The sequence below is a fragment of the Nocardioides houyundeii genome, assembly GCF_002865585.1.
In the GTDB taxonomy this organism is placed as follows: domain Bacteria; phylum Actinomycetota; class Actinomycetes; order Propionibacteriales; family Nocardioidaceae; genus Nocardioides; species Nocardioides houyundeii.
This window is the reverse complement of sequence record NZ_CP025581.1, coordinates 582681-599494: the sequence shown is the minus strand read 5'-3', so window position 1 is coordinate 599494 and position 16814 is coordinate 582681. Positions and strand designations below refer to the sequence as shown.

Genomic DNA, 16814 nt, shown 5'->3' with positions numbered 1-16814 from the left:
CGGTATTGTCACCCCACTTGGTCCACGTGAGGAGGATGCATGAGCACTCTGCTGCTGCTCACCAGCGCGCTCCAGTCCTCCGCCGAGGTGCTTCCGGGGCTCGGGCTGCTCGGCCACCACGTGCGGATCCTGCCGTCCGAGGGCAGCGCCCTGCTGGAGGCCCCGGACTCCGACCTGGTCCTGGTCGACGGCCGTCAGGAGCTGGCGCACGCCCGCGACCTGTGCCGGCTGATCCGCACCACCGGCACCCAGGTCCCGGTGCTGATGATCGTCACCGAGGGCGGGCTCGCGGTGGTCTCCCACGACTGGGGCATGGACGACGTCGTGCTCCACAACTGCGGCCCGGCCGAGCTGGAGGCCCGGATCAGGCTGGCGATCGGCCGGCTCACCGCCGCCATGGAGGCCGCGGACCCCGACGCGCACGTGATCCGCAGCGGAGAGATCGTCGTCGACGACGCGACGTACACCGCCCGGATCGGCGGCCGCCCCCTGGACCTGACGTTCAAGGAGTTCGAGCTCCTGAAGTTCCTCGCCCAGCACCCGGGCCGGGTGTTCAGCCGCCAGCAGCTGTTGCAGGAGGTGTGGGGCTACGACTACTTCGGCGGCACCCGCACCGTCGACGTGCACGTGCGCCGGCTGCGCGCCAAGCTGGGCCCCGAGCACGAGACGCTGATCGGCACCGTGCGCAACGTCGGCTACCGGTTCGTGCTCCCCGTGGCGGACAAGACGCGGGTCGAGGACCAGGCCGTCGCCGAGGCGGGAGCCACCCGGTCCGAGGACGCCGAGCCCGAGGCCGCCGAGATCTGAGTCACGGTCAGACGGGAGCCGCTGTCTAGTCCGCTCCGCATGTCGACATAGGGTCTTGACATGCCCACCATCGAGATCGTCGCCGAGCGGGCCGAGGCCGCCGACGGGGCCGCGCCGATCGACGAAGCCACCCTGATGGCGCTGCACGCCGGTGACTGCGAGGTCATCGAGCACGACGGCGCCTTCGCCCTCGTGCACGGCGAGGAGCTCACCCTGGTCGTGGACCCCCCGGTACGACGCCACGGCCTGGGCACCGCCCTGCTGGACGAGGTGATGGCCACCCATCCCGGCATCACCCGCGCCTGGAGCCACGGCAACCACCCGGCCGCCGCCCGGCTGGCCGCCCGGCACGGCATGCACCGGGTGCGTGACCTGTGGGTGATGCGTCGCGAGCTGACCTCACCGCTTCCCGTGGTCAAGCCGCCGTACGGCGTGGAGCTGCGCAGCTGGCAGCCCGGTGACGCCGACGAGCTGCTGCGGGTCAACGCCGCCGCCTTCGCCAAGCACCCCGAGCAGGGCCAGATGGACGCCGCCAACCTGGCGGCCCGGATGGCCGAGCCCTGGTTCGACCCCGCCGGACTCATCATGGCCTTCGACACCGACGGCAAGCTGCTCGGCTTCCACTGGACCAAGCGGCACTCCCCCGAGCTCGGCGAGGTCTACGTGGTCGGCGTCGACCCGGACGCGCAGGGCCGGGGCCTCGGTCGGCTCCTCACCCTGGCCGGGCTCGCCCACCTCCAGGAGCGCGCAGCCGAGGAGGTCCTGCTCTACGTGGAGGCCGACAACCAGGCCGCCATCGCGACGTACGCCGGGCTCGGGTTCACCCACGCCGCCGCGGACACGCACGTGATGTACGCCAAGGTCTGAGCCTCAGCGCAGCTTGGGCCGCACGTGCATCCCGACCTCGGGGTCCACGACGACCTCCTGGCCGGCCGGCATCCCCTCCAGCATCAGCGGGGCGTCGACGGGCACGTTGCGCTTGACCAGCGCCAGGGCGACGGGCCCGAGCTCGTGGTGGCGCGCGGAGGAGCCGACGAAGCCGACGACGCGGTCGCCGTGCAGCACCTCGGAGCCGACCGCGGGCAGCCGATTCTCGGTGCCGTCGAGGTGCAGCATGGTCAGGCGCCGCGGCGGGCGGCCCAGGGTGTGCACCCGGGCGACCGTCTCCTGGCCGCGGTAGCAGCCCTTGTCCAGGTGCACCGCCGAGGGGATCCAGCCCACCTCGTTGGGGATGGTCCGGTGGTCGGTGTCCACGCCCATCCGCGGCTCCCCGCGAGCGATCCGCAGCGCCTCGTAGGCCCACAGCCCGCAGGCCGGGCCGGCCGCCTCGGCGTAGGCGGTGACCCGGTCGCGGGGCACCAGGTCGAAGGTGCCGCCGTCGGTGGGTCGCCACATCACGGCCAGGTCGTCGACCAGGGAGACCTCGACGCGCATCATGAACCGCATCCGGTCCAGCCACTGGGCCAGCGCGGCGCCCGCGCCGGGCTCGGTGTGGGCGGTGAACGACTCGCCGTCGTCGATGCCGTGGAAGTGGTGCTCCACGTGCCCCTGCGGACTGAGCACCAGCGCCTGGGTCCACACCCTGGGCGCGATCCCCTCCAGGAACTGGGTGGTCAGGGAGTGCAGCCAGGTCAGCCGGTCCGGCCCGCTGATCCGGACCACGTCACGGTGCGAGAGGTCGACGAAGCCGTCGCCCGACTCCAGGGTGCGCTGCTCGAGGTTGAAGGAGCCGTAGTGCGCGGCCACGGGAGCGTCGACGCCGTCGCCGCTCACCGCCCCGGGAAGGCTGAGGCATGGGCTGGTCATCGGTTCTCCTGCTGGTGGACGAGATGGTCGTGGGGGTGGTCGCCCTCGTCGGCGACCTCGGGGCACTCCTCGCAGCGACCGAAGATGGCCAGGTGGCCGACGTCGGTCACGAAGCCGTGCTCGCTGCGCAGCCGGGCCAGGAACGGAGCGGCCCTGTCAGGGTCAACCGAGGTGACCTTGCCGCAATTCCGGCAGACCAGGTGGAAGTGCTCGGCCTCACGTGCGGAGTGGTACGTCGGCGCCCGGTCGCTCAGGTGCGTGTGGCGCACCAGCCCCAGCTCCTCCAGCACCTCCAGCGCCCGGTACACGGTGGAGATGTTGCAGGCGCCGCCCACGTGGTCGCGCAGCTCGTCGGGGGTGGCGTGCCCCAGCTCCTCCACCGCGGCCAGCACCAGCTGACGCTGCGGCGTGAGGCGGTAGCCGCTGCCCCGCAGGGCCTGGGCGAGCTCGTGCTCAGCCATGACTCACGCCCGCTGCAGGCGCGCCCACAGGTGCGGCTGCAGCGGCTGGCCCATCGCCGCCATGTCGTAGGCGTAGAGCAGGTCGCCCTCGACGTTGCCGTAGAGCCGCTTGCCGGCGGCGACCTCCTTGGCGGACTCGGTGCGGACCACGGCGTCGGTGGTCAGGTCGAGCTTGCCGCCGGCCGCGTCGCCGTACCAGACCTCGACGAAGCCGGTGTTGTGCGCGAGCAGGAACTCGACCTTGCCGGGCTCGGGGCAGCGCAGGAAGCCGGTCTCGATGGCACCGTCACGGACCTTCTCGCCGTTCTCGTCGAGGATCCAGGCCCGCGACATGTAGTGGAAGAAGGGTCGGCCGTCGTGGGTGAAGATCAGCTCCTGGCCGAACTGGAACTTCTCGATCGTGGGGTAGTCACCGTGGCCGTTGCCGCGCCAGGTGCCCAGCAACCACGCAACGGGACCGCAGTTGGGGTGCAGGTTGTCAGGGAGTTCGAACGGCATGGGGCCACTCTAGTGTTGGTCCATGACTCGCCCACTCGTCGTCAAGGTCACCTGCGGCGCGGAAGACCCCGAGCGCTGCAACCAGGCCTTCACCGTCGCCGCGTCCGCCGTCGCCGCCGGGGCGACGGTCTCGCTGTGGCTCACCGGTGAGGCCGCTTGGTACGGCGTACCTGGGAAGGCGGAGGAGTTCTCCCTCGAGCTCGCCACTCCCCTGGCCGCGCTGCGCGACGCCGTGCTGGCAGGCGGCACCCTGACCGTGTGCACCCAGTGCGCCGCGCGGCGCGGGATCACCGAGGAGGACCTGCTGCCCGGGGCGCGCATCGCGGGAGCCGCGCTGTTCGCCGAGGAGGTCCTCGGCGACGGGGTGCAGGCGCTGGTCTACTGAGGCCGGCCCAGCGACTCCCGATCGGCCGGGCCGGCGGCTCCCGGGACGCCGACGTCGACGACCGCGGCCCGCAGCCGCGGGATGGCGGCCAGCAGCGCGAAGGAGCCCTGGGCCAGCACCGGGGTGGCGAGCAGCATCGCCACCGGGAGGAGCCAGGGGCGGTCGCGGCGGGCGGCGTACCCGGTCAGCAGCACAGCGCACGGCAGACGCAGCCACAGCGGAGGAACGACCGAGCCGCTGGCGGCGTCGGCACCACCGGCGTTGTCGGTGAGGAAGCCGAGCCAGTCTCGCCACAGCGACGGATCCGCGAGCAGGGAGGCTCCCAGCACCAGCGCCGAGGCCGCGAGGAACGACGCCGCCCGCCGCCACTCGCCCCGGGCGAGGAACCACACCGGCCCCAGGCAGGGCAGGATCTTGGTGAACGCCACGAAGACCCAGGGCGTGCCACGTGAGGCGCCCAGCACGGCGCACACCGCCAGCAGCCAGTAGACGTTGCCGGACAGGATCTCCGGCACGCAGACCAGCCACAGGCCGAGCGCGACGAGAGGTCGCGCCCCCCTGAGCAGCCAGCCGACCCCCACCGCCGCCGCACCCACCACCACGCCGCAGAAGACGGGCCATGGCAGCTGGACCAGCGGCCAGACCGCCTGGGCGAAGGCGGGGCTGTAGTTGTAGGCGTCCTGCACTCCCGGGGTGGCGTCGTACAGACCCCCGTCCCAGGCCAGGTAGTAGGCATGCGCGTCCCACCCGAGCCCGTAGCGCCAGGCCCACTGCACCCCCACCAGCGCCAGGCAGGAGCCGAGGACCAGCAGCACGTCACCCGGCAGCCGCCGCCGCAGAGAGATCCTCGCCTCCGGTGCCGTCACCCCCGCAGGCTAGGGGCCCACGGCGCTCGTCGTCGCCGGATCCGGCGAACCGCACGTGCCGGCTACGCGGTGCGGGCCGCCCGCGCCGGTACGCCGAGCAGCTCGCGCGCCGCCGCGGGTGACATCGGCGTGCGCTGCGCGAGCGCGCCGGCCTCGACGGCCCGCCGTACCAGCTGGGCGTTGGACTCCACGGGGACCCCGCGACTGATCGTGATCACGTCCTCCATGCCCACGCGCAGGTGACCGCCCTTGCTGAGCGAGGCGAGCATCACCGGCAAGGTGGAGCGGCCGATGCCGGTCGCGGACCAGGAGGTGACCGCCTCGGGCAGGTCGCGGACCGCGGCCACCAGCGCGTCGGCGGTGCCGTTCATCCCGCCGGGCACGCCCATCACCAGGTCCACGTGCACCTTGCCGCCCGCGGGCAGGCCGTAGCGGTCCAGCAGCCGGCTCAGCGCGTGCACCTGGCCGAGGTCGAAGAGCTCGAACTCCGGGGCCACCGCACGCTCCTGCGCCAGTTGGTAGAGCTCGCACACGAACGGCCACGGGTTGAGGAAGACGTCGTCGCCGAAGTTGGTGGTGCCCATCGTCAGGCTGCAGGAGTCGGGCTCGGCGTCGAGCACCTTGAGCCGGTCGGACAACGGGTCGTGGACCGAGCCGCCGGTGGAGAGCTGGACCACCAGGTCCGTGCTCTCCCGCAGCGCCGCCACGGTCTCCCGGAGCCGTCCGCCGTCCAGGGTGGGCTGGTGCTCGCCGTCGCGCACGTGCACGTGGATCATCGCGGCACCCGCGTCCTGGCACTCGGTCGCGGTGGTCACCAGCTCCTCGAGCGTGGTGGGCAGCTGGGGGCAGTCGGCCTTGGCGGTCTCGGCGCCGGTGGGCGCGACCGTGATCAGCAGTGGTCCGGGCATGCCCGCCATCTAATCAGGCGGATCCGGCCGACCCGCCGGCCACGCCCGGCCGCCCCGGCCACCCCATCGGCACCGTGCCCACCGGCCACCCCGGCATGGGCTCAGCGCTCGTGGGTGTGGGCGACGTAGACGTCACAGCCGGCGTGCGCCGCCACGTCGCGAGCCACGCTCCCCAGCACCCGGGCCAGACCCTGGACCCGCTTGTTGCCGACCACGATCACCTCGGCGTCCTGCTCGTGCGCGACCCGGACCAACGCCGCGGCGGGCTTGCCGTGGGCGGCGAGAGGCCGGAGCACCAGCTCCTGGTGCACCGCCTGGATCTTGCGCGCCTCCTCGGTCGCCGCGTTGAGCGCGTCGTCCTCGTGGGAGATGACCAGGTCCTCGCTGCCCTGGCGGATCCGCTCGACCTCGAGACCCTCGAAGGCGCAGACAACCAGCAGCTCCGCGCCCAACGACAGCGCCAGCTCGCCGGCCCGCAGCGCCGCCAGGTGGGCCGTCTGGCTGCCGTCGACCCCGATCACGATCTTCTTCGTCACTGCGCGTCTCCTCGTTCACTCACTCGATCACTCGCTCGAGCCGCCCGGCGGGCGGCGTCCTGGAGCCGTGCGGTCCGGCGCCGAGAAGAGCATGCCTCTCGACAGACGGACTTACATACTCTATTTTCTATAGACTATGACGTCCCAACGAAATGAGGAGCTCGTTCTGCGCACGTCGCAGGACGGCGTCACCACGCTGCGCCTGAACCGGCCACACCGCCGCAACGCGCTGGACGCCGCCACCGTGGACCTGCTGCGCGCCGGCTTCGCCGAGGCGGCGCAGCGGGGCGACGCGGCCGTCGTGCTCACCGGCGGGGAGGAGTTCTTCTCCTCCGGCGGCGACGTCGCCTCCATGGCCGGCGCCGACGCCGGCGTCTTCGCGCCGGCCGCGCGACTGGCCAAGATCCACGACCTGATCAACTCCATGGTCGGTGCGGACCAGCTGGTGATCGCCGCCGTCGAGCGCTACGCGATCGGCGCCTCCTGGGGCATCGTCCTGGCCTGCGACCTGGTCGTGGCCGCCGAGGACGCCTATTTCCTGGCCCCCTTCGCGGCGCGTGGGATGACCGCCGACGCCGGCACCGGGTTCCACCTGCCGCGCCGCCTCGGGCACCAGCGCGCCGCCGCCCACCTCTACCTGGGCGAGCGGCTCGGCGCCGCCGGCGCCCTGGAGGCTGGTCTGATCACCGAGACGTCGCCCTCGGGTCAGGCGACGGCCCGCGCGCTCGAGCTCGCGGCCCGTCTGGCGAACGGCCCCAAGCAGTCCAACGCGATCACCAAGTCGCTGCTCAACCACGACCGCGCCGGGCTCGCCCAGTTCCTGCGCGGCGAGCGCGCCGCGATGGCGCTGGCTGGCCACGGTCCAGATGCACGCGAAGGCCAGACGGCCTTCCTCGAACGACGGGAGCCCCACTTCTCATGAGCACCACCCCCCTGGCCCACCTCAAGGTGGTCGAGTGCGCGACCTTCATCGCCGGCCCCTCCTGCGGGATGGCCCTGGCCCAGATGGGAGCCGAGGTGACCCGCATCGACCTCCCGGGCGGCGGCAGCGACCACCTGCGCTGGCCGCTGGCCGAGACCGGGGCGAGCCTCTACTGGGCCAGCCTGAACAAGGGCAAGCGCTCGGTCGTGCTCGACTACCGCACCCCCGAGGGCCGCGAGCTGGTGCTCGCCCTGAGCACCCGCCCCGGACCGGGCGCCGGCATCCTGGTGGACAACCTCGTCGGTCGTCACCGGATCACCCACGACGACCTCACCTCGCGGCGCCCCGACGCCATCTCCGTGCACGTGCTGGGCTTCCCCGACGGCCGCCCCGCGGTCGACTACACCGTCAACGCCGCGGTCGGGGTGCCCAGCATGACCGGGCCGGTCAGCTCCCCCGAGCCCGTCAACCACGTGCTGCCCGCCTGGGACCTGCTCACCGGGTCCAACGCCGCCTTGGGTCTGCTGGCCGCGGTCAGCCGGCGCGAGACGACCGGCGAGGGATCGCAGATCGACATCGCCCTGGCCGACGTCGCCCTCTCCGCCGTCGGCGCGGTGGGCTGGCTGGCCGAGGCCGAGCAGAACGGCAGCAGGCAGCCGCACGGCAACCACGTCTTCGGCAGCTTCGGCACCGACTTCGCCACCGCCGACGGCCAGCGCGTGATGATCGTGGCCCTCACCGAGGGACACTGGCGGGCACTGTGCGAGGTCACCTCGACCGCCCCCGTCTTCACCGCCCTGGAGACCGCGCTGGACACCGACCTGCGCCTGGAGTCCAGGCGGTACGAGCTGCGCGAGACCATCGCCTCGATCCTGCGCCCGTGGTTCGCAGCACGCACCCTGGACGAGCTCACGCCCCTGCTGGACCGGGCCCGCGTGCTGTGGGGCCCGTACCGGTCCATGGGCGAGGCGGCCAGCGCCGCGCGCGCCGACCAGGACTCCGTGGCCCGGGTCGTGGACCAGCCGGGCATCGGGCAGATGCTGGCCACCAGCAACCCGCTGCGCTGGGACACCCAGCTCGTCGACCCGGTGCCGGCACCCCGCCTGGGCGCCGACACCGAGGACGTGCTGAGCGCCGAGCTCGGACTCTCCAGCGCGGAGATCGGCCGCCTCCACGACCACCGGGTGGTCGCCTGCGACCCCGCCGCCTGATGACCGCCCTGCCCGACCCGGGTACGGCGCGCACGCTGCTGTTCGTCCCGGGCACCAAGCCCGAGCGGGTGGCCAAGGCGCTGGCCAGCGGAGCGGACCTGGTGGTCGTCGACCTCGAGGACGCCGTGCCCGCGGCGGCCAAGGCCACGGCCCGCCAGGCCGTGGACCGGCTGCTTGGCGAGGGTCTGCCCCTGATGGTCCGGATCAACGCGGCCGGCACCGCCGACCACCTCGCCGACCTGGAGCTGGTACGCCGCCACGGCTGCCCGATCATGCTGCCCAAGGCCCAGGACGTGGAGGCGCTGGACCGCCTCGCACTCGGCTGCGGTCCGGTGGTGGCCCTGGTCGAGACAGCCGCCGGAGTGCTCGCCGCGCCGAGCCTGGCGGCCCACCCGGCCGTCGTACGGCTCGCGTTCGGCCACCTCGACCTCGCCGCCGAGCTGGGCATCGACCCGGACGCCCACGAGGCACTGCTCTGGGCGCGCAGCACCCTGGTGCTCGCCTCGGCCGCCGCCGGGCTCGCCGCTCCGGTCGACGGGGTCACCGCCGACGTCACCGACGAGGAGCGGTTGGACGGCGACGTCCACCGGGCCCAGCAGCTCGGCATGGGCGGCAAGCTCTGCATCCACCCGCGCCAGGTGGTCGCGGCGACGCGCGGGTTCGCCCCCGACGAGGCGACCGTGACCTGGGCCCGCGCCGTGCTGGAGGCGGCCGCGGCCGCCGAGGCTGCCGGCGAGGGCGTGGCCACCCTGGACGGACGGATGGTGGACCGACCCGTCGTGGAGCGCGCGCTGCGCGTGCTACGAGTGGTCGACGCCGCCGCACCCCGCCCTGATCTCACCGCTGAATCCACAGATGAACCGACAGGAAGGGAATCATGACCTCGCTCCTCAACGGCAAGACCGCCATCGTCACCGGAGGCGCCCAGGGCATCGGCCTGGCCATCGCCCGGCTCTACCTCGCACACGGCGCCAACGTGGTGATCGGCGACCTCGACGAGGCTGCAGCCGCAGCAGCGGCCACCGAGCTCGGCGCGGACCGGGTCCGCGGCGTGCGCTGCGACGTGGTCGACGCCGAGCAGGTGCAGAGCCTGGTGGACACCGCTGTCGCCGACTTCGGCTCGCTCGACGTGTTCGTCAACAACGCCGGGATCACCCGGGACGCCACCATGCGCACCATGACCGAGGAGGACTTCGACCTCGTCATCTCGGTCCACCTCAAGGGCACCTGGAACGGCACCCGGCTCGCCGCGGCGCGGATGCGCGAGCAGAAGTCCGGCGCGATCGTGAACATCTCCTCGCTCTCCGGCAAGGTCGGCATGGTCGGCCAGACCAACTACTCCGCCGCCAAGGCGGGCATCGTCGGCATGACCAAGGCAGCTGCCAAGGAGATGGCCCACCACGGCGTCCGGGTCAACGCGATCCAGCCCGGCCTGGTCCGCTCGGCGATGACCGAGGCGATGCCGCAGAAGGCCTGGGACCAGAAGATGTCCGAGATCCCGATGCAGCGCCCGGGCGAGCCCGACGAGGTCGCCGGCGTGGCGCTCTTCTACGCCTCGCACCTGTCCTCCTACATGACCGGCACGGTGGCAGAGGTCACCGGCGGGCGGTTCATGTGATTCAGCCGCGGACCGAGACCGTCACCCGGGTCGTCGACCCGGTGGCGGTCGAGGCCCTGGCCGGGCTGCTGGGGTCACACGACGTCGACGTACGTGCCGGCGCCCCGCTGCCCGCCCTGTGGCACTGGGTCGCCCTCTCCCGGTGGCCCGACCCGGAGTCGCTGGGGCCCGACGGGCACCCGCGCCGCGGCACCGGGATCATGCCGGAGGTCGACCTGCCCCGGCGGATGTTCGGCGGCGGTACCGTCCGGTTCCGCGCCCCGGTGCCGATCGGGAGCCGGGTCACCATGGTCTCCAGCGCCTCCCAGCCGCGACATCGCGAGGGCCGCTCCGGTCGGCTCGCCCTGGTGGACCTCACCATCCGGGTGCACGCCGACGACGGCAGGCTCCTGGTCGAGGAGGTGCAGAACATCGTCTACACCGAGGCCCGGGAGACCGGGGACGTCGCCGTCGAGCCGGCACCGGCACCCGGCGTGGGGGCGCTGCTCGCGCCGGCCCCCGAGCAGGCCGGTGCGGCCGCCAGCTGGCAGCTGCGTACCGACCCCATCCTGCTGGCCCGCTTCAGCGCGCTGACCTCGAACCCGCACCGCATCCACCTCGACTGGCCCTATGCGACCAGGACCGAGGGCTACCCGGGGCTGGTGGTGCACGGGCCGCTGATGGCCACCGCCCTGGCCGAGGTCGGCCGTCGGGCCGGCGCCCCGTTCCCCTCGGTGCTGCGGCACCGAGGCTCGGCGCCGCTCTTCTGCGGCGACCCCGCCGAGCTGGTGCGCCGCGACGAGGGGCACCCGGTGCTCGAGGTGGTCTCCCCCGGAGACGGCCAGCCGCGGGTGCACGCCCGCGTGGAGCTGGATCCCCCACCTGCCCGCGCCTGACCCGTCGCCAGACGGGTCAGGACACCTGCACATCTGCACATCTGCACACACCTTCACAAGGAGAGTCATGACCGACGCCGTCATCTGCGAACCCCTGCGCACCCCGATCGGGGGGTACGGCGGCGTGTTCAAGCCGCTGACCGCCGTCGATCTCGGTGCCGCGGTGCTGCGTGAGCTGGTCGCCCGCGGCCTGCCCCAGAGTCCATCGACGACGTGATCCTGGGGCACTGCAACCCCAACAGCGAGGCGCCCGCCATCGGCCGCGTGGTCGCCCTCGACGCCGGCCTCCCCGTGGAGGTGCCCGGCCAGCAGATCGACCGACGCTGCGGCTCGGGTCTGCAGGCCGTGCTCAACGCCGCGATGATGGTGCAGACCGGAGCCGCCTCCCTGGTGGTCGCCGGAGGCGCGGAGTCGATGACCAACGTGCCGTTCTACACCACCGACGCGCGCTGGGGCGCCGCTCGCCAGGGCATGACGATGCACGACGCCCTCGCGCGGGCGCGCACCACCGCCGGTGGGGTCAATCACCCGGTCCCCGGAGGGATGATCGAGACCGCGGAGAACGTGCGCCGCGAGCACGGCATCTCCCGGGAGGACCAGGACCTGCTGGCGCTGGAGTCGCACCGCCGCGCGGTCGCCGCCCAGGCCTCCGGCGCCTTCGCCGAGGAGATCGTGCCGGTCACGGTGCCCTCGCGCCGCGGGGACACCGTGGTGGACACCGACGAGCACCCCCGCGCCGACGCCACCCTGGAGAAGCTCTCGGCGCTGCGCCCGATCATGGGCCGCCAGCTCGACGACGCCACCGTGACCGCCGGCAACGCCAGCGGCCAGAACGACGCCGCCGCGCTGTGCGTGGTCACCTCCCCGGAGAAGGCCGCCGAGCTGGGGCTGCGGCCGTTGGTGCGCGTCGTCTCCTGGGCGGTGGCGGGCCTGCCGCCGCGGACGATGGGCATGGGCCCGGTGCCGGCCACCGCGCTGGCGCTGGAGAAGGCCGGCCTCACGCTGGCCGACATGGACCTGATCGAGCTGAACGAGGCCTTCGCCGCCCAGGCCCTCGCCGTGACCCGCCACTGGGGTCTGACCACCTCGGACATGGAGCGGGTCAACGTGCACGGGTCCGGCATCTCCCTGGGTCACCCGGTCGGCGCCACCGGGGCCCGCCTGGTCGGCACCCTGGCCCGCCAGCTGAGCCGCACCGGCGGCCGCTACGGCCTGGCCACCCTGTGCATCGGCGGCGGTCAGGGCCTGGCCGCCATCGTCGAGCGGGTCGAGGCATGATCCTTCCCGCCGTCGTCTCCACCCCCGCCGAGCTCGAGGCCCTGGTCGGCGTCGAGCTCGGCCCCGGGCCGTGGCTGAGCGTGGACCAGGAGCGGATCGACACCTTCGCGCGAGCCACCGGCGACCACCAGTGGATCCACGTGGACGCCGAGCGCGCAGCCACCGGCCCCTACGGCCGCACCATCGCGCACGGCTACCTCACGCTGTCGCTGATCTCGTCCCTGGCCGAGGACCTCTACCGCTTCGACCTCGGCACCGCCCGGCTCAACTACGGCCTGGACAAGGTCCGCTTCCCGGCCCCGGTGCCGGTCGGCTCCCGGGTGCGGCTGCGCTGCACGGTCGCCGAGGTGGTCTCCCGGAACGGCTCCCTGCTGGTCCCGATCGACTTCACCGTCGACCTCGAGGGCAGCGAGCGGCCGGCCTGTGTCGCGCGAAAGATGTCGCTGGTGCTGCTCGACTGAGCCGCTCGCCGGCATGCCACAAGGGGCCGGCCCCCACCCTCTCGGGTGGGGGCCGGCCCCTTCTGTGCCTGTATGGCGGGACGTGGCCGGCGGTCTCAGCCGCTGAAGTTGAACGCCTTGTTCCACCGGGCGACGATGTCCTCGCCGCGCTCACGCGCGTCCTCGGGGGTGTAGAGGACGAACGACTCGTCGTCGGCCTTGGGCAGCTGGTAGTGCCCGCTGGGGACCTGGTCGAAGTCGGTACGCGACCCGACGAAGCCTTGGGCCGCCGCGAACTCCTGGGCGGACTTCGACATGGTCCAGTTCATGAAGAGCTGGGCGGCCGGGCTGTCCTCGCCCGCGTTGGTCAGGCCCTGCATGTTGAACGTGCCGGAGATTCCCTCCTCGGGGATCACCAGCTCGATCGGCGCACCGGCCTCCTCGGCACCGTAGGTGCTGTTGAAGCCGGCCGTGATGACCTTGATCTCGCCGCGGGCCAGGGCCTCGAGCTGCACCGAGGTGGTGTCGAAGATCCGGGGCTCCTGGGCGGCCAGGGCGGCCCAGTAGTCCTTGCCCATCACGCGCTCCTGGAAGTCGGCCAGGCCCTGGACGGTGCCGCCGGCACCGGCGTTGACGATGCCGACCTTGCCCTTCCACTTCGGGTCGAGCAGGTCGTTCCAGCTCGTCGGGGCGTCGGCCTCCTCGACTGCCTGGTCGTTGTAGGCGAAGGCGTAGGCGGAGTAGTAGGCGGTGTAGTACTCGCCGTCGTTCCAGACGACGTTGCCCTCCTCCACCAGGTCGTCGTAGGTGGGAGTCTGGTACGGCACGAAGACGCCCTCGTCCGCGAAGCCCTCGGCCAGGACCGGGTCGGTGATGGTGACCACGCCGGCGGACAGGCGCCCGGCGCCGGACTCGCTGAGCACCCGCTCGTTGAGCTTGCCCGAGGGCAGTCGGGTCATCTTGACCTTGACCCCGGTCTCCGCCTCGAACCGCGCCGCGGTCAGCTCCGCGCTCTCGGCGCCGGACGCGGTGTACCAGTCCAGCGACTCCTTGCGGGCCCGCTCCAGCAGCGACTTGTCGGCGATCTGCTCACCGCGGATGACCAGGCCGTCGGAGTCGTCGATCTCGGGCATCTTCATCATCTTCTCGGTCAGCGCGACGCCCTTCTCGGCGTCCGAGCCACCGTCGCCGCCGCAAGCGGCCAGCGAGGTGCTGAGCAGGACGGCCGCGGCCGCTGCGCCCCATCGGTTGAGCTTCATCTGTTGGCTCCTAGTTGTGCTGGTGGTGAGGGGAGGCGAGACGGGGTCCGGAACGGACCACGTGTCACTGCCGGGCGAGCCGGCGGGGGATGTAGGACAGGACGAACATGAACGCGGTGTAGATGACGCTCATGGCCGCGGCCTCGCGCAGCGCGCCGCCGTTCTCGAAGGCGTCGTAGATCGCGATCGAGAGGATCTCGGTGTCGCTGGTGTAGAGGAACAGCGGAACCGTCAGCTCGCGCATGCTGAGCATCAGCAGCAGCAGGAACGTGGAGAGCAGACCCGCCTTCATCAGCGGAACGGTGACCCGGCTGATCGCGGTGGCCCGGCTGGCGCCGAGCATCACCGCACTGTCCTCCAGGTCCCGGTCGGTGGCCAGGATGGAGGAGGCGACTCCCGGAACCCCTGGGGCGACTGGACGGCGATGAAGGCCACCACCAGCACGGCGAGGGTGCCGTAGAGCGGGATCGGCATCACCAGCCAGGTCCACAGCAGACCCATGCCCAGCACCACGGCCGGGATCGCCAGCGGGACCATCGACACGGTCTCCACCAGGCCGCGGCCCGAGGCCTTGGACCGGTACACGACGTACCCGCACACGAAGGCCAGGACGGTGCCCGTCACGGCGGCGAAGACGCTGACCACCGCACTGTTGAAGGCGGCCTCGCGGAAGCTGCTGGAGTCCAGCACATCGCTGAAGGAGCTGAAGTCCAGACCGCCCGCGGAGGTGAGCTGGCTCAGCGAGGTCATGTACGGCGAGGTCTGCCCCGCCGTCACGACCAGCGCCGCGATCGGCAGCACGATCGAGAGGAGGAAGAAGACCAACGCCAGCAGGAGGACCGGGATCCGGGCCCGGCCCAGGGTGACCTTCTTCTGTCGCACGCCCTTGCCGGTGACCGTGGTGAAGGACCGCTTGCGCAGCGCCCGGTTCTGCAGCCACGTCACGAAGACCACGATGACCACCAGGACCACCGCGATCGCGGCGCTCTCGTTGCCGCGCGAGGGAGTCGCGTTGAGCAGCCGGAAGATGGCCGTCGGCAGGGTGTCGATGCCCCCCGGCGTGCCCAGCACCTGGGCCACGGGGAAGTTCTCGAAGATCAGGGTGAAGGTCAGGATCGCCGACCCGATCAGCGCCGGCAGCGCCAGCGGGAACGAGACCAGGCGCAGCATCCCGCGCGAGGTCGCACCGTGCACCCGGGCCGCCTCCTCCAGGTCCGGGCTCATCAGCGACATCGCGCCGTGGACCAGGAGGAACGTGTACGGCGAGTAGTACATCGCGAAGACGAAGATCATCCCCGGCATCGAGTAGATGTCCAGCGGCACCGAGGTGCCCAGGTCCTGCTGGGCGATGTTGAGCAGTCCTGCGTTGGGGCTGCCCAGGATCGACCAGGCCAGCGCACCGACGTAGGAGGGCAGGAACAGCGGCATCAGGCCGATCATGTAGATGAACTTCGGCACCGGGATGTCCGAGCGGGCCGCCAGGAACGCCAGCGAGGCGCCGATCCCGCAGGCCAGCACGGTGGCGCAGATCGCGAGCACCATCGAGTTCAGGAACGCGTCCTGGACCTGGGCGGCCTTGAAGATGCTGAAGTTGTCCAGGGTCAGGTCGAAGCTGATGTTGCCCGGCCGGGGCACCGAGCCGCTGAACGCGGCCAGCAGGACCAGGGCGGCGGGCACCAGGATCAGGACCGCCAGGATGACCAGCAGGACACCCGAGGTGAGCCACCGCTTGCGCCAGCTGACGTTGGAGCGACGCGGCGGCTTCGGCGCGTCGGCCAGCGGCACCTGGGGCTGCGGCGGAGAGGTCAGGGTCGCCATCTCAGGACTCCTCCCCCGACTCCGGGTGCACCTCGCCGGGGAGGACCCGGACGTGCTTGGGGTCAACCTCGACCAGGACCCGATCGCCCATGTGCAGCAGGCCCGCGAACTCCTCGTGGCTCTGCACCTCGATGAGCGGACCGGCGTCGAGCCGGACCGAGCAACGGGCGAAGGAGCCCTGGAAGACACTGACCTCGACCTTGCCGGGCCACGAGTTGGGGCCGGTCGGCACGGCACCGGCGTCGCTCAGCGAGTCGATCCGCACGTGCTCGGGACGGATGCAGACCGACAGGTCGCTGGTGTCCTGGGGCAGATCGGTGCCGAAGGCGACCTCGAGCTCGTGCTCCCGCAGTCGCAGCCGCGAGGAGCGCTCCGCCGGAGGACGGACCCCGAAGATGTTCGACACCCCGAGGAACTCCGCGATCGAGGCCGACGCCGGCGCCCGGTAGGTGTCCCAGGGGTTGGCCAGCTGGGAGATCCGTCCGCCCTGCATGATGGCGATCCGGTCGGCCAGCGCCAGTGCCTCGCCCTGGTCGTGGGTGACGTAGATGCAGGTCAGGCCCAGCTCCAGCTGGAGCCGGCGCAGCTCGACCCGGAGGTCCTCGCGCAGCCGGGCGTCCAGGTTGGACAGCGGCTCGTCGAGCAGCATCACGTTGGGCTCCATGGCCAGGCTGCGAGCCAGTGCGACCCGCTGCATCTGACCACCGGAGAGCATGCTCGCTCCACGGTCCGCGAGGTGGGCCAGCCCCACTCGCTCGAGGGTCTCCATGGCCTTGACCTTGGTGTCCTTCTTGGAGCGCTTCTTCATCTTCAGCGGGAAGGAGACGTTCTCCAGGACCGTCATGTGCGGCCACACCGCGTAGGACTGGAAGACCAGTCCGACGTTGCGCTTGTTGGGGTTCACGTTGACCCGCTTGTCCGCGTCGAAGACCGTGGTGCCGCCGATGGTGATCGAGCCACCGCTGGGGTCCTCGAGCCCGGCCACGCAGCGCATGGTGCTGGTCTTGCCGCACCCCGACTGACCGAGGAGCACGAGCGACTCGCCATTCTCGATGTCGAGGCTCAGGTGCTTGACGGCGGTGAAGTCGCCGAAGGTGAGCGACAGGTCGTCGATACGCACGTCCAT

Annotated in this window: 21 protein-coding genes; 11 read left to right on the top strand and 10 right to left on the bottom strand. The window is 72.0% G+C overall.

Annotated features, from left to right (window positions below):
• Window positions 1-39: 39 nt before the first annotated feature.
• Window positions 40-807 carry a response regulator transcription factor gene (locus tag C0R66_RS02940; RefSeq protein WP_101523439.1) on the top strand — a complete coding sequence of 256 codons (768 nt, stop codon included), beginning with the start codon at window positions 40-42 and terminating at the stop codon, window positions 805-807.
• A gap of 60 nt (window positions 808-867) precedes the next feature.
• Window positions 868-1674, top strand: coding sequence for a mycothiol synthase (mshD, locus tag C0R66_RS02935; protein WP_101523438.1), 807 nt, complete (start codon window positions 868-870; stop codon window positions 1672-1674).
• A gap of 3 nt (window positions 1675-1677) precedes the next feature.
• On the opposite strand, the gene ygfZ is transcribed toward mshD, so the two are convergent.
• The 3 genes from ygfZ to C0R66_RS02920 are packed head-to-tail and all read right to left on the bottom strand — an operon-like array spanning window position 1678 to window position 3572.
• Window positions 1678-2613, bottom strand: a complete 936-nt coding sequence (ygfZ, locus tag C0R66_RS02930; RefSeq protein WP_101523437.1) for a CAF17-like 4Fe-4S cluster assembly/insertion protein YgfZ — start codon at window positions 2611-2613, stop codon at window positions 1678-1680.
• On the bottom strand, window positions 2610-3074 hold the full coding sequence (locus tag C0R66_RS02925) for a Fur family transcriptional regulator (protein ID WP_101523436.1): 465 nt from the start codon (window positions 3072-3074) through the stop codon (window positions 2610-2612). Before C0R66_RS02925 ends, ygfZ begins: the two co-directional genes overlap by 4 nt.
• A gap of 3 nt (window positions 3075-3077) precedes the next feature.
• Window positions 3078-3572, bottom strand: a complete 495-nt coding sequence (locus C0R66_RS02920; protein WP_101523435.1) for a heme-binding beta-barrel domain-containing protein — start codon at window positions 3570-3572, stop codon at window positions 3078-3080.
• Between the two features lie 22 nt (window positions 3573-3594).
• Between C0R66_RS02920 and C0R66_RS02915 the strand changes: the two genes are divergently transcribed.
• On the top strand, window positions 3595-3957 hold the full coding sequence (locus C0R66_RS02915) for a DsrE family protein (protein WP_101523434.1): 363 nt from the start codon (window positions 3595-3597) through the stop codon (window positions 3955-3957).
• Here the strand turns inward: C0R66_RS02915 and C0R66_RS02910 are convergent.
• The 3 genes from C0R66_RS02910 to C0R66_RS02900 all read right to left on the bottom strand — a co-directional run bounded on the left by C0R66_RS02910 (window position 3951) and on the right by C0R66_RS02900 (window position 6267).
• Window positions 3951-4823, bottom strand: coding sequence for a glycosyltransferase 87 family protein (locus C0R66_RS02910; protein ID WP_101523433.1), 873 nt, complete (start codon window positions 4821-4823; stop codon window positions 3951-3953). The genes C0R66_RS02915 and C0R66_RS02910 overlap by 7 nt on opposite strands.
• Window positions 4824-4885: 62 nt before the next feature.
• Window positions 4886-5731 (bottom strand): beta-keto acid cleavage family enzyme, encoded by an 846-nt coding sequence (locus C0R66_RS02905; protein ID WP_101526001.1) that lies wholly within the window; start codon window positions 5729-5731, stop codon window positions 4886-4888.
• A gap of 101 nt (window positions 5732-5832) precedes the next feature.
• Window positions 5833-6267 (bottom strand): universal stress protein, encoded by a 435-nt coding sequence (locus C0R66_RS02900; protein WP_101523432.1) that lies wholly within the window; start codon window positions 6265-6267, stop codon window positions 5833-5835.
• 136 nt (window positions 6268-6403) lie between these two features.
• On the opposite strand from C0R66_RS02900, the gene C0R66_RS02895 reads away from it, so the two are divergent.
• From C0R66_RS02895 to C0R66_RS02865, 8 genes are all read left to right on the top strand, one after another.
• Window positions 6404-7189: an enoyl-CoA hydratase/isomerase family protein gene (locus C0R66_RS02895; RefSeq protein ID WP_101523431.1), complete on the top strand. Its 786-nt coding sequence runs from the start codon at window positions 6404-6406 to the stop codon at window positions 7187-7189.
• Entirely contained in the window at window positions 7186-8400 is a 1215-nt protein-coding gene (locus C0R66_RS02890; protein WP_101523430.1) for a CoA transferase, read from the top strand. Before C0R66_RS02895 ends, C0R66_RS02890 begins: the two co-directional genes overlap by 4 nt.
• Window positions 8400-9281 (top strand): HpcH/HpaI aldolase/citrate lyase family protein, encoded by an 882-nt coding sequence (locus tag C0R66_RS02885; RefSeq protein ID WP_101523429.1) that lies wholly within the window; start codon window positions 8400-8402, stop codon window positions 9279-9281. Before C0R66_RS02890 ends, C0R66_RS02885 begins: the two co-directional genes overlap by 1 nt.
• Complete coding sequence (gene fabG, locus C0R66_RS02880; protein WP_101523428.1) at window positions 9278-10018, top strand: 3-oxoacyl-ACP reductase FabG; 741 nt, start codon at window positions 9278-9280, stop codon at window positions 10016-10018. Before C0R66_RS02885 ends, fabG begins: the two co-directional genes overlap by 4 nt.
• The gene (locus tag C0R66_RS02875) at window positions 10015-10893 is read left to right on the top strand and encodes an HTD2 family dehydratase (RefSeq protein ID WP_101523427.1); all 879 of its coding nucleotides are present in this window, start codon (window positions 10015-10017) and stop codon (window positions 10891-10893) included. The genes fabG and C0R66_RS02875 overlap by 4 nt, the downstream gene beginning before the upstream one ends.
• A gap of 67 nt (window positions 10894-10960) precedes the next feature.
• The gene (locus tag C0R66_RS19275; RefSeq protein WP_241901547.1) at window positions 10961-11110 is read left to right on the top strand and encodes a hypothetical protein; all 150 of its coding nucleotides are present in this window, start codon (window positions 10961-10963) and stop codon (window positions 11108-11110) included.
• Entirely contained in the window at window positions 11107-12171 is a 1065-nt protein-coding gene (locus C0R66_RS02870; RefSeq protein ID WP_241901546.1) for an acetyl-CoA C-acetyltransferase, read from the top strand. The genes C0R66_RS19275 and C0R66_RS02870 overlap by 4 nt, the downstream gene beginning before the upstream one ends.
• Window positions 12168-12632, top strand: a complete 465-nt coding sequence (locus tag C0R66_RS02865) for a MaoC family dehydratase (RefSeq protein WP_101523426.1) — start codon at window positions 12168-12170, stop codon at window positions 12630-12632. The genes C0R66_RS02870 and C0R66_RS02865 overlap by 4 nt, the downstream gene beginning before the upstream one ends.
• Window positions 12633-12727: 95 nt before the next feature.
• Here the strand turns inward: C0R66_RS02865 and C0R66_RS02860 are convergent, their stop codons facing one another.
• From C0R66_RS02860 to C0R66_RS02850, 4 genes are all read right to left on the bottom strand, one after another.
• Entirely contained in the window at window positions 12728-13870 is a 1143-nt protein-coding gene (locus C0R66_RS02860; protein WP_101523425.1) for an extracellular solute-binding protein, read from the bottom strand.
• Between the two features lie 64 nt (window positions 13871-13934).
• On the bottom strand, window positions 13935-14213 hold the full coding sequence (locus C0R66_RS18890) for a hypothetical protein (protein ID WP_199286783.1): 279 nt from the start codon (window positions 14211-14213) through the stop codon (window positions 13935-13937).
• Complete coding sequence (locus tag C0R66_RS02855) at window positions 14213-15688, bottom strand: ABC transporter permease (protein ID WP_199286782.1); 1476 nt, start codon at window positions 15686-15688, stop codon at window positions 14213-14215. Before C0R66_RS02855 ends, C0R66_RS18890 begins: the two co-directional genes overlap by 1 nt.
• 1 nt (window position 15689) lies before the next feature.
• Window positions 15690-16814 (bottom strand): ABC transporter ATP-binding protein, encoded by a 1125-nt coding sequence (locus tag C0R66_RS02850; RefSeq protein ID WP_101526000.1) that lies wholly within the window; start codon window positions 16812-16814, stop codon window positions 15690-15692.

Bases quoted from the DNA above. Each gene is read 5' to 3' on its own strand.
- C0R66_RS02940 (WP_101523439.1), top strand. From the start codon at position 40: ATGAGCACTCTGCTGCTGCTCACCAGCGCGCTCCAGTCCTCCGCCGAG.
- mshD (WP_101523438.1), top strand. From the start codon at position 868: ATGCCCACCATCGAGATCGTCGCCGAGCGGGCCGAGGCCGCCGACGGG.
- ygfZ (WP_101523437.1), bottom strand. From the start codon at position 2,613: ATGACCAGCCCATGCCTCAGCCTTCCCGGGGCGGTGAGCGGCGACGGC.
- C0R66_RS02925 (WP_101523436.1), bottom strand. From the start codon at position 3,074: ATGGCTGAGCACGAGCTCGCCCAGGCCCTGCGGGGCAGCGGCTACCGC.
- C0R66_RS02920 (WP_101523435.1), bottom strand. From the start codon at position 3,572: ATGCCGTTCGAACTCCCTGACAACCTGCACCCCAACTGCGGTCCCGTT.
- C0R66_RS02915 (WP_101523434.1), top strand. From the start codon at position 3,595: ATGACTCGCCCACTCGTCGTCAAGGTCACCTGCGGCGCGGAAGACCCC.
- C0R66_RS02905 (WP_101526001.1), bottom strand. From the start codon at position 5,731: ATGCCCGGACCACTGCTGATCACGGTCGCGCCCACCGGCGCCGAGACC.
- C0R66_RS02895 (WP_101523431.1), top strand. From the start codon at position 6,404: ATGACGTCCCAACGAAATGAGGAGCTCGTTCTGCGCACGTCGCAGGAC.
- C0R66_RS02890 (WP_101523430.1), top strand. From the start codon at position 7,186: ATGAGCACCACCCCCCTGGCCCACCTCAAGGTGGTCGAGTGCGCGACC.
- C0R66_RS02885 (WP_101523429.1), top strand. From the start codon at position 8,400: ATGACCGCCCTGCCCGACCCGGGTACGGCGCGCACGCTGCTGTTCGTC.
- fabG (WP_101523428.1), top strand. From the start codon at position 9,278: ATGACCTCGCTCCTCAACGGCAAGACCGCCATCGTCACCGGAGGCGCC.
- C0R66_RS19275 (WP_241901547.1), top strand. From the start codon at position 10,961: ATGACCGACGCCGTCATCTGCGAACCCCTGCGCACCCCGATCGGGGGG.
- C0R66_RS02865 (WP_101523426.1), top strand. From the start codon at position 12,168: ATGATCCTTCCCGCCGTCGTCTCCACCCCCGCCGAGCTCGAGGCCCTG.
- C0R66_RS02860 (WP_101523425.1), bottom strand. From the start codon at position 13,870: ATGAAGCTCAACCGATGGGGCGCAGCGGCCGCGGCCGTCCTGCTCAGC.
- C0R66_RS18890 (WP_199286783.1), bottom strand. From the start codon at position 14,213: ATGCTCGGCGCCAGCCGGGCCACCGCGATCAGCCGGGTCACCGTTCCG.
- C0R66_RS02855 (WP_199286782.1), bottom strand. From the start codon at position 15,688: ATGGCGACCCTGACCTCTCCGCCGCAGCCCCAGGTGCCGCTGGCCGAC.
- C0R66_RS02850 (WP_101526000.1), bottom strand. From the start codon at position 16,814: ATGGACGTGCGTATCGACGACCTGTCGCTCACCTTCGGCGACTTCACC.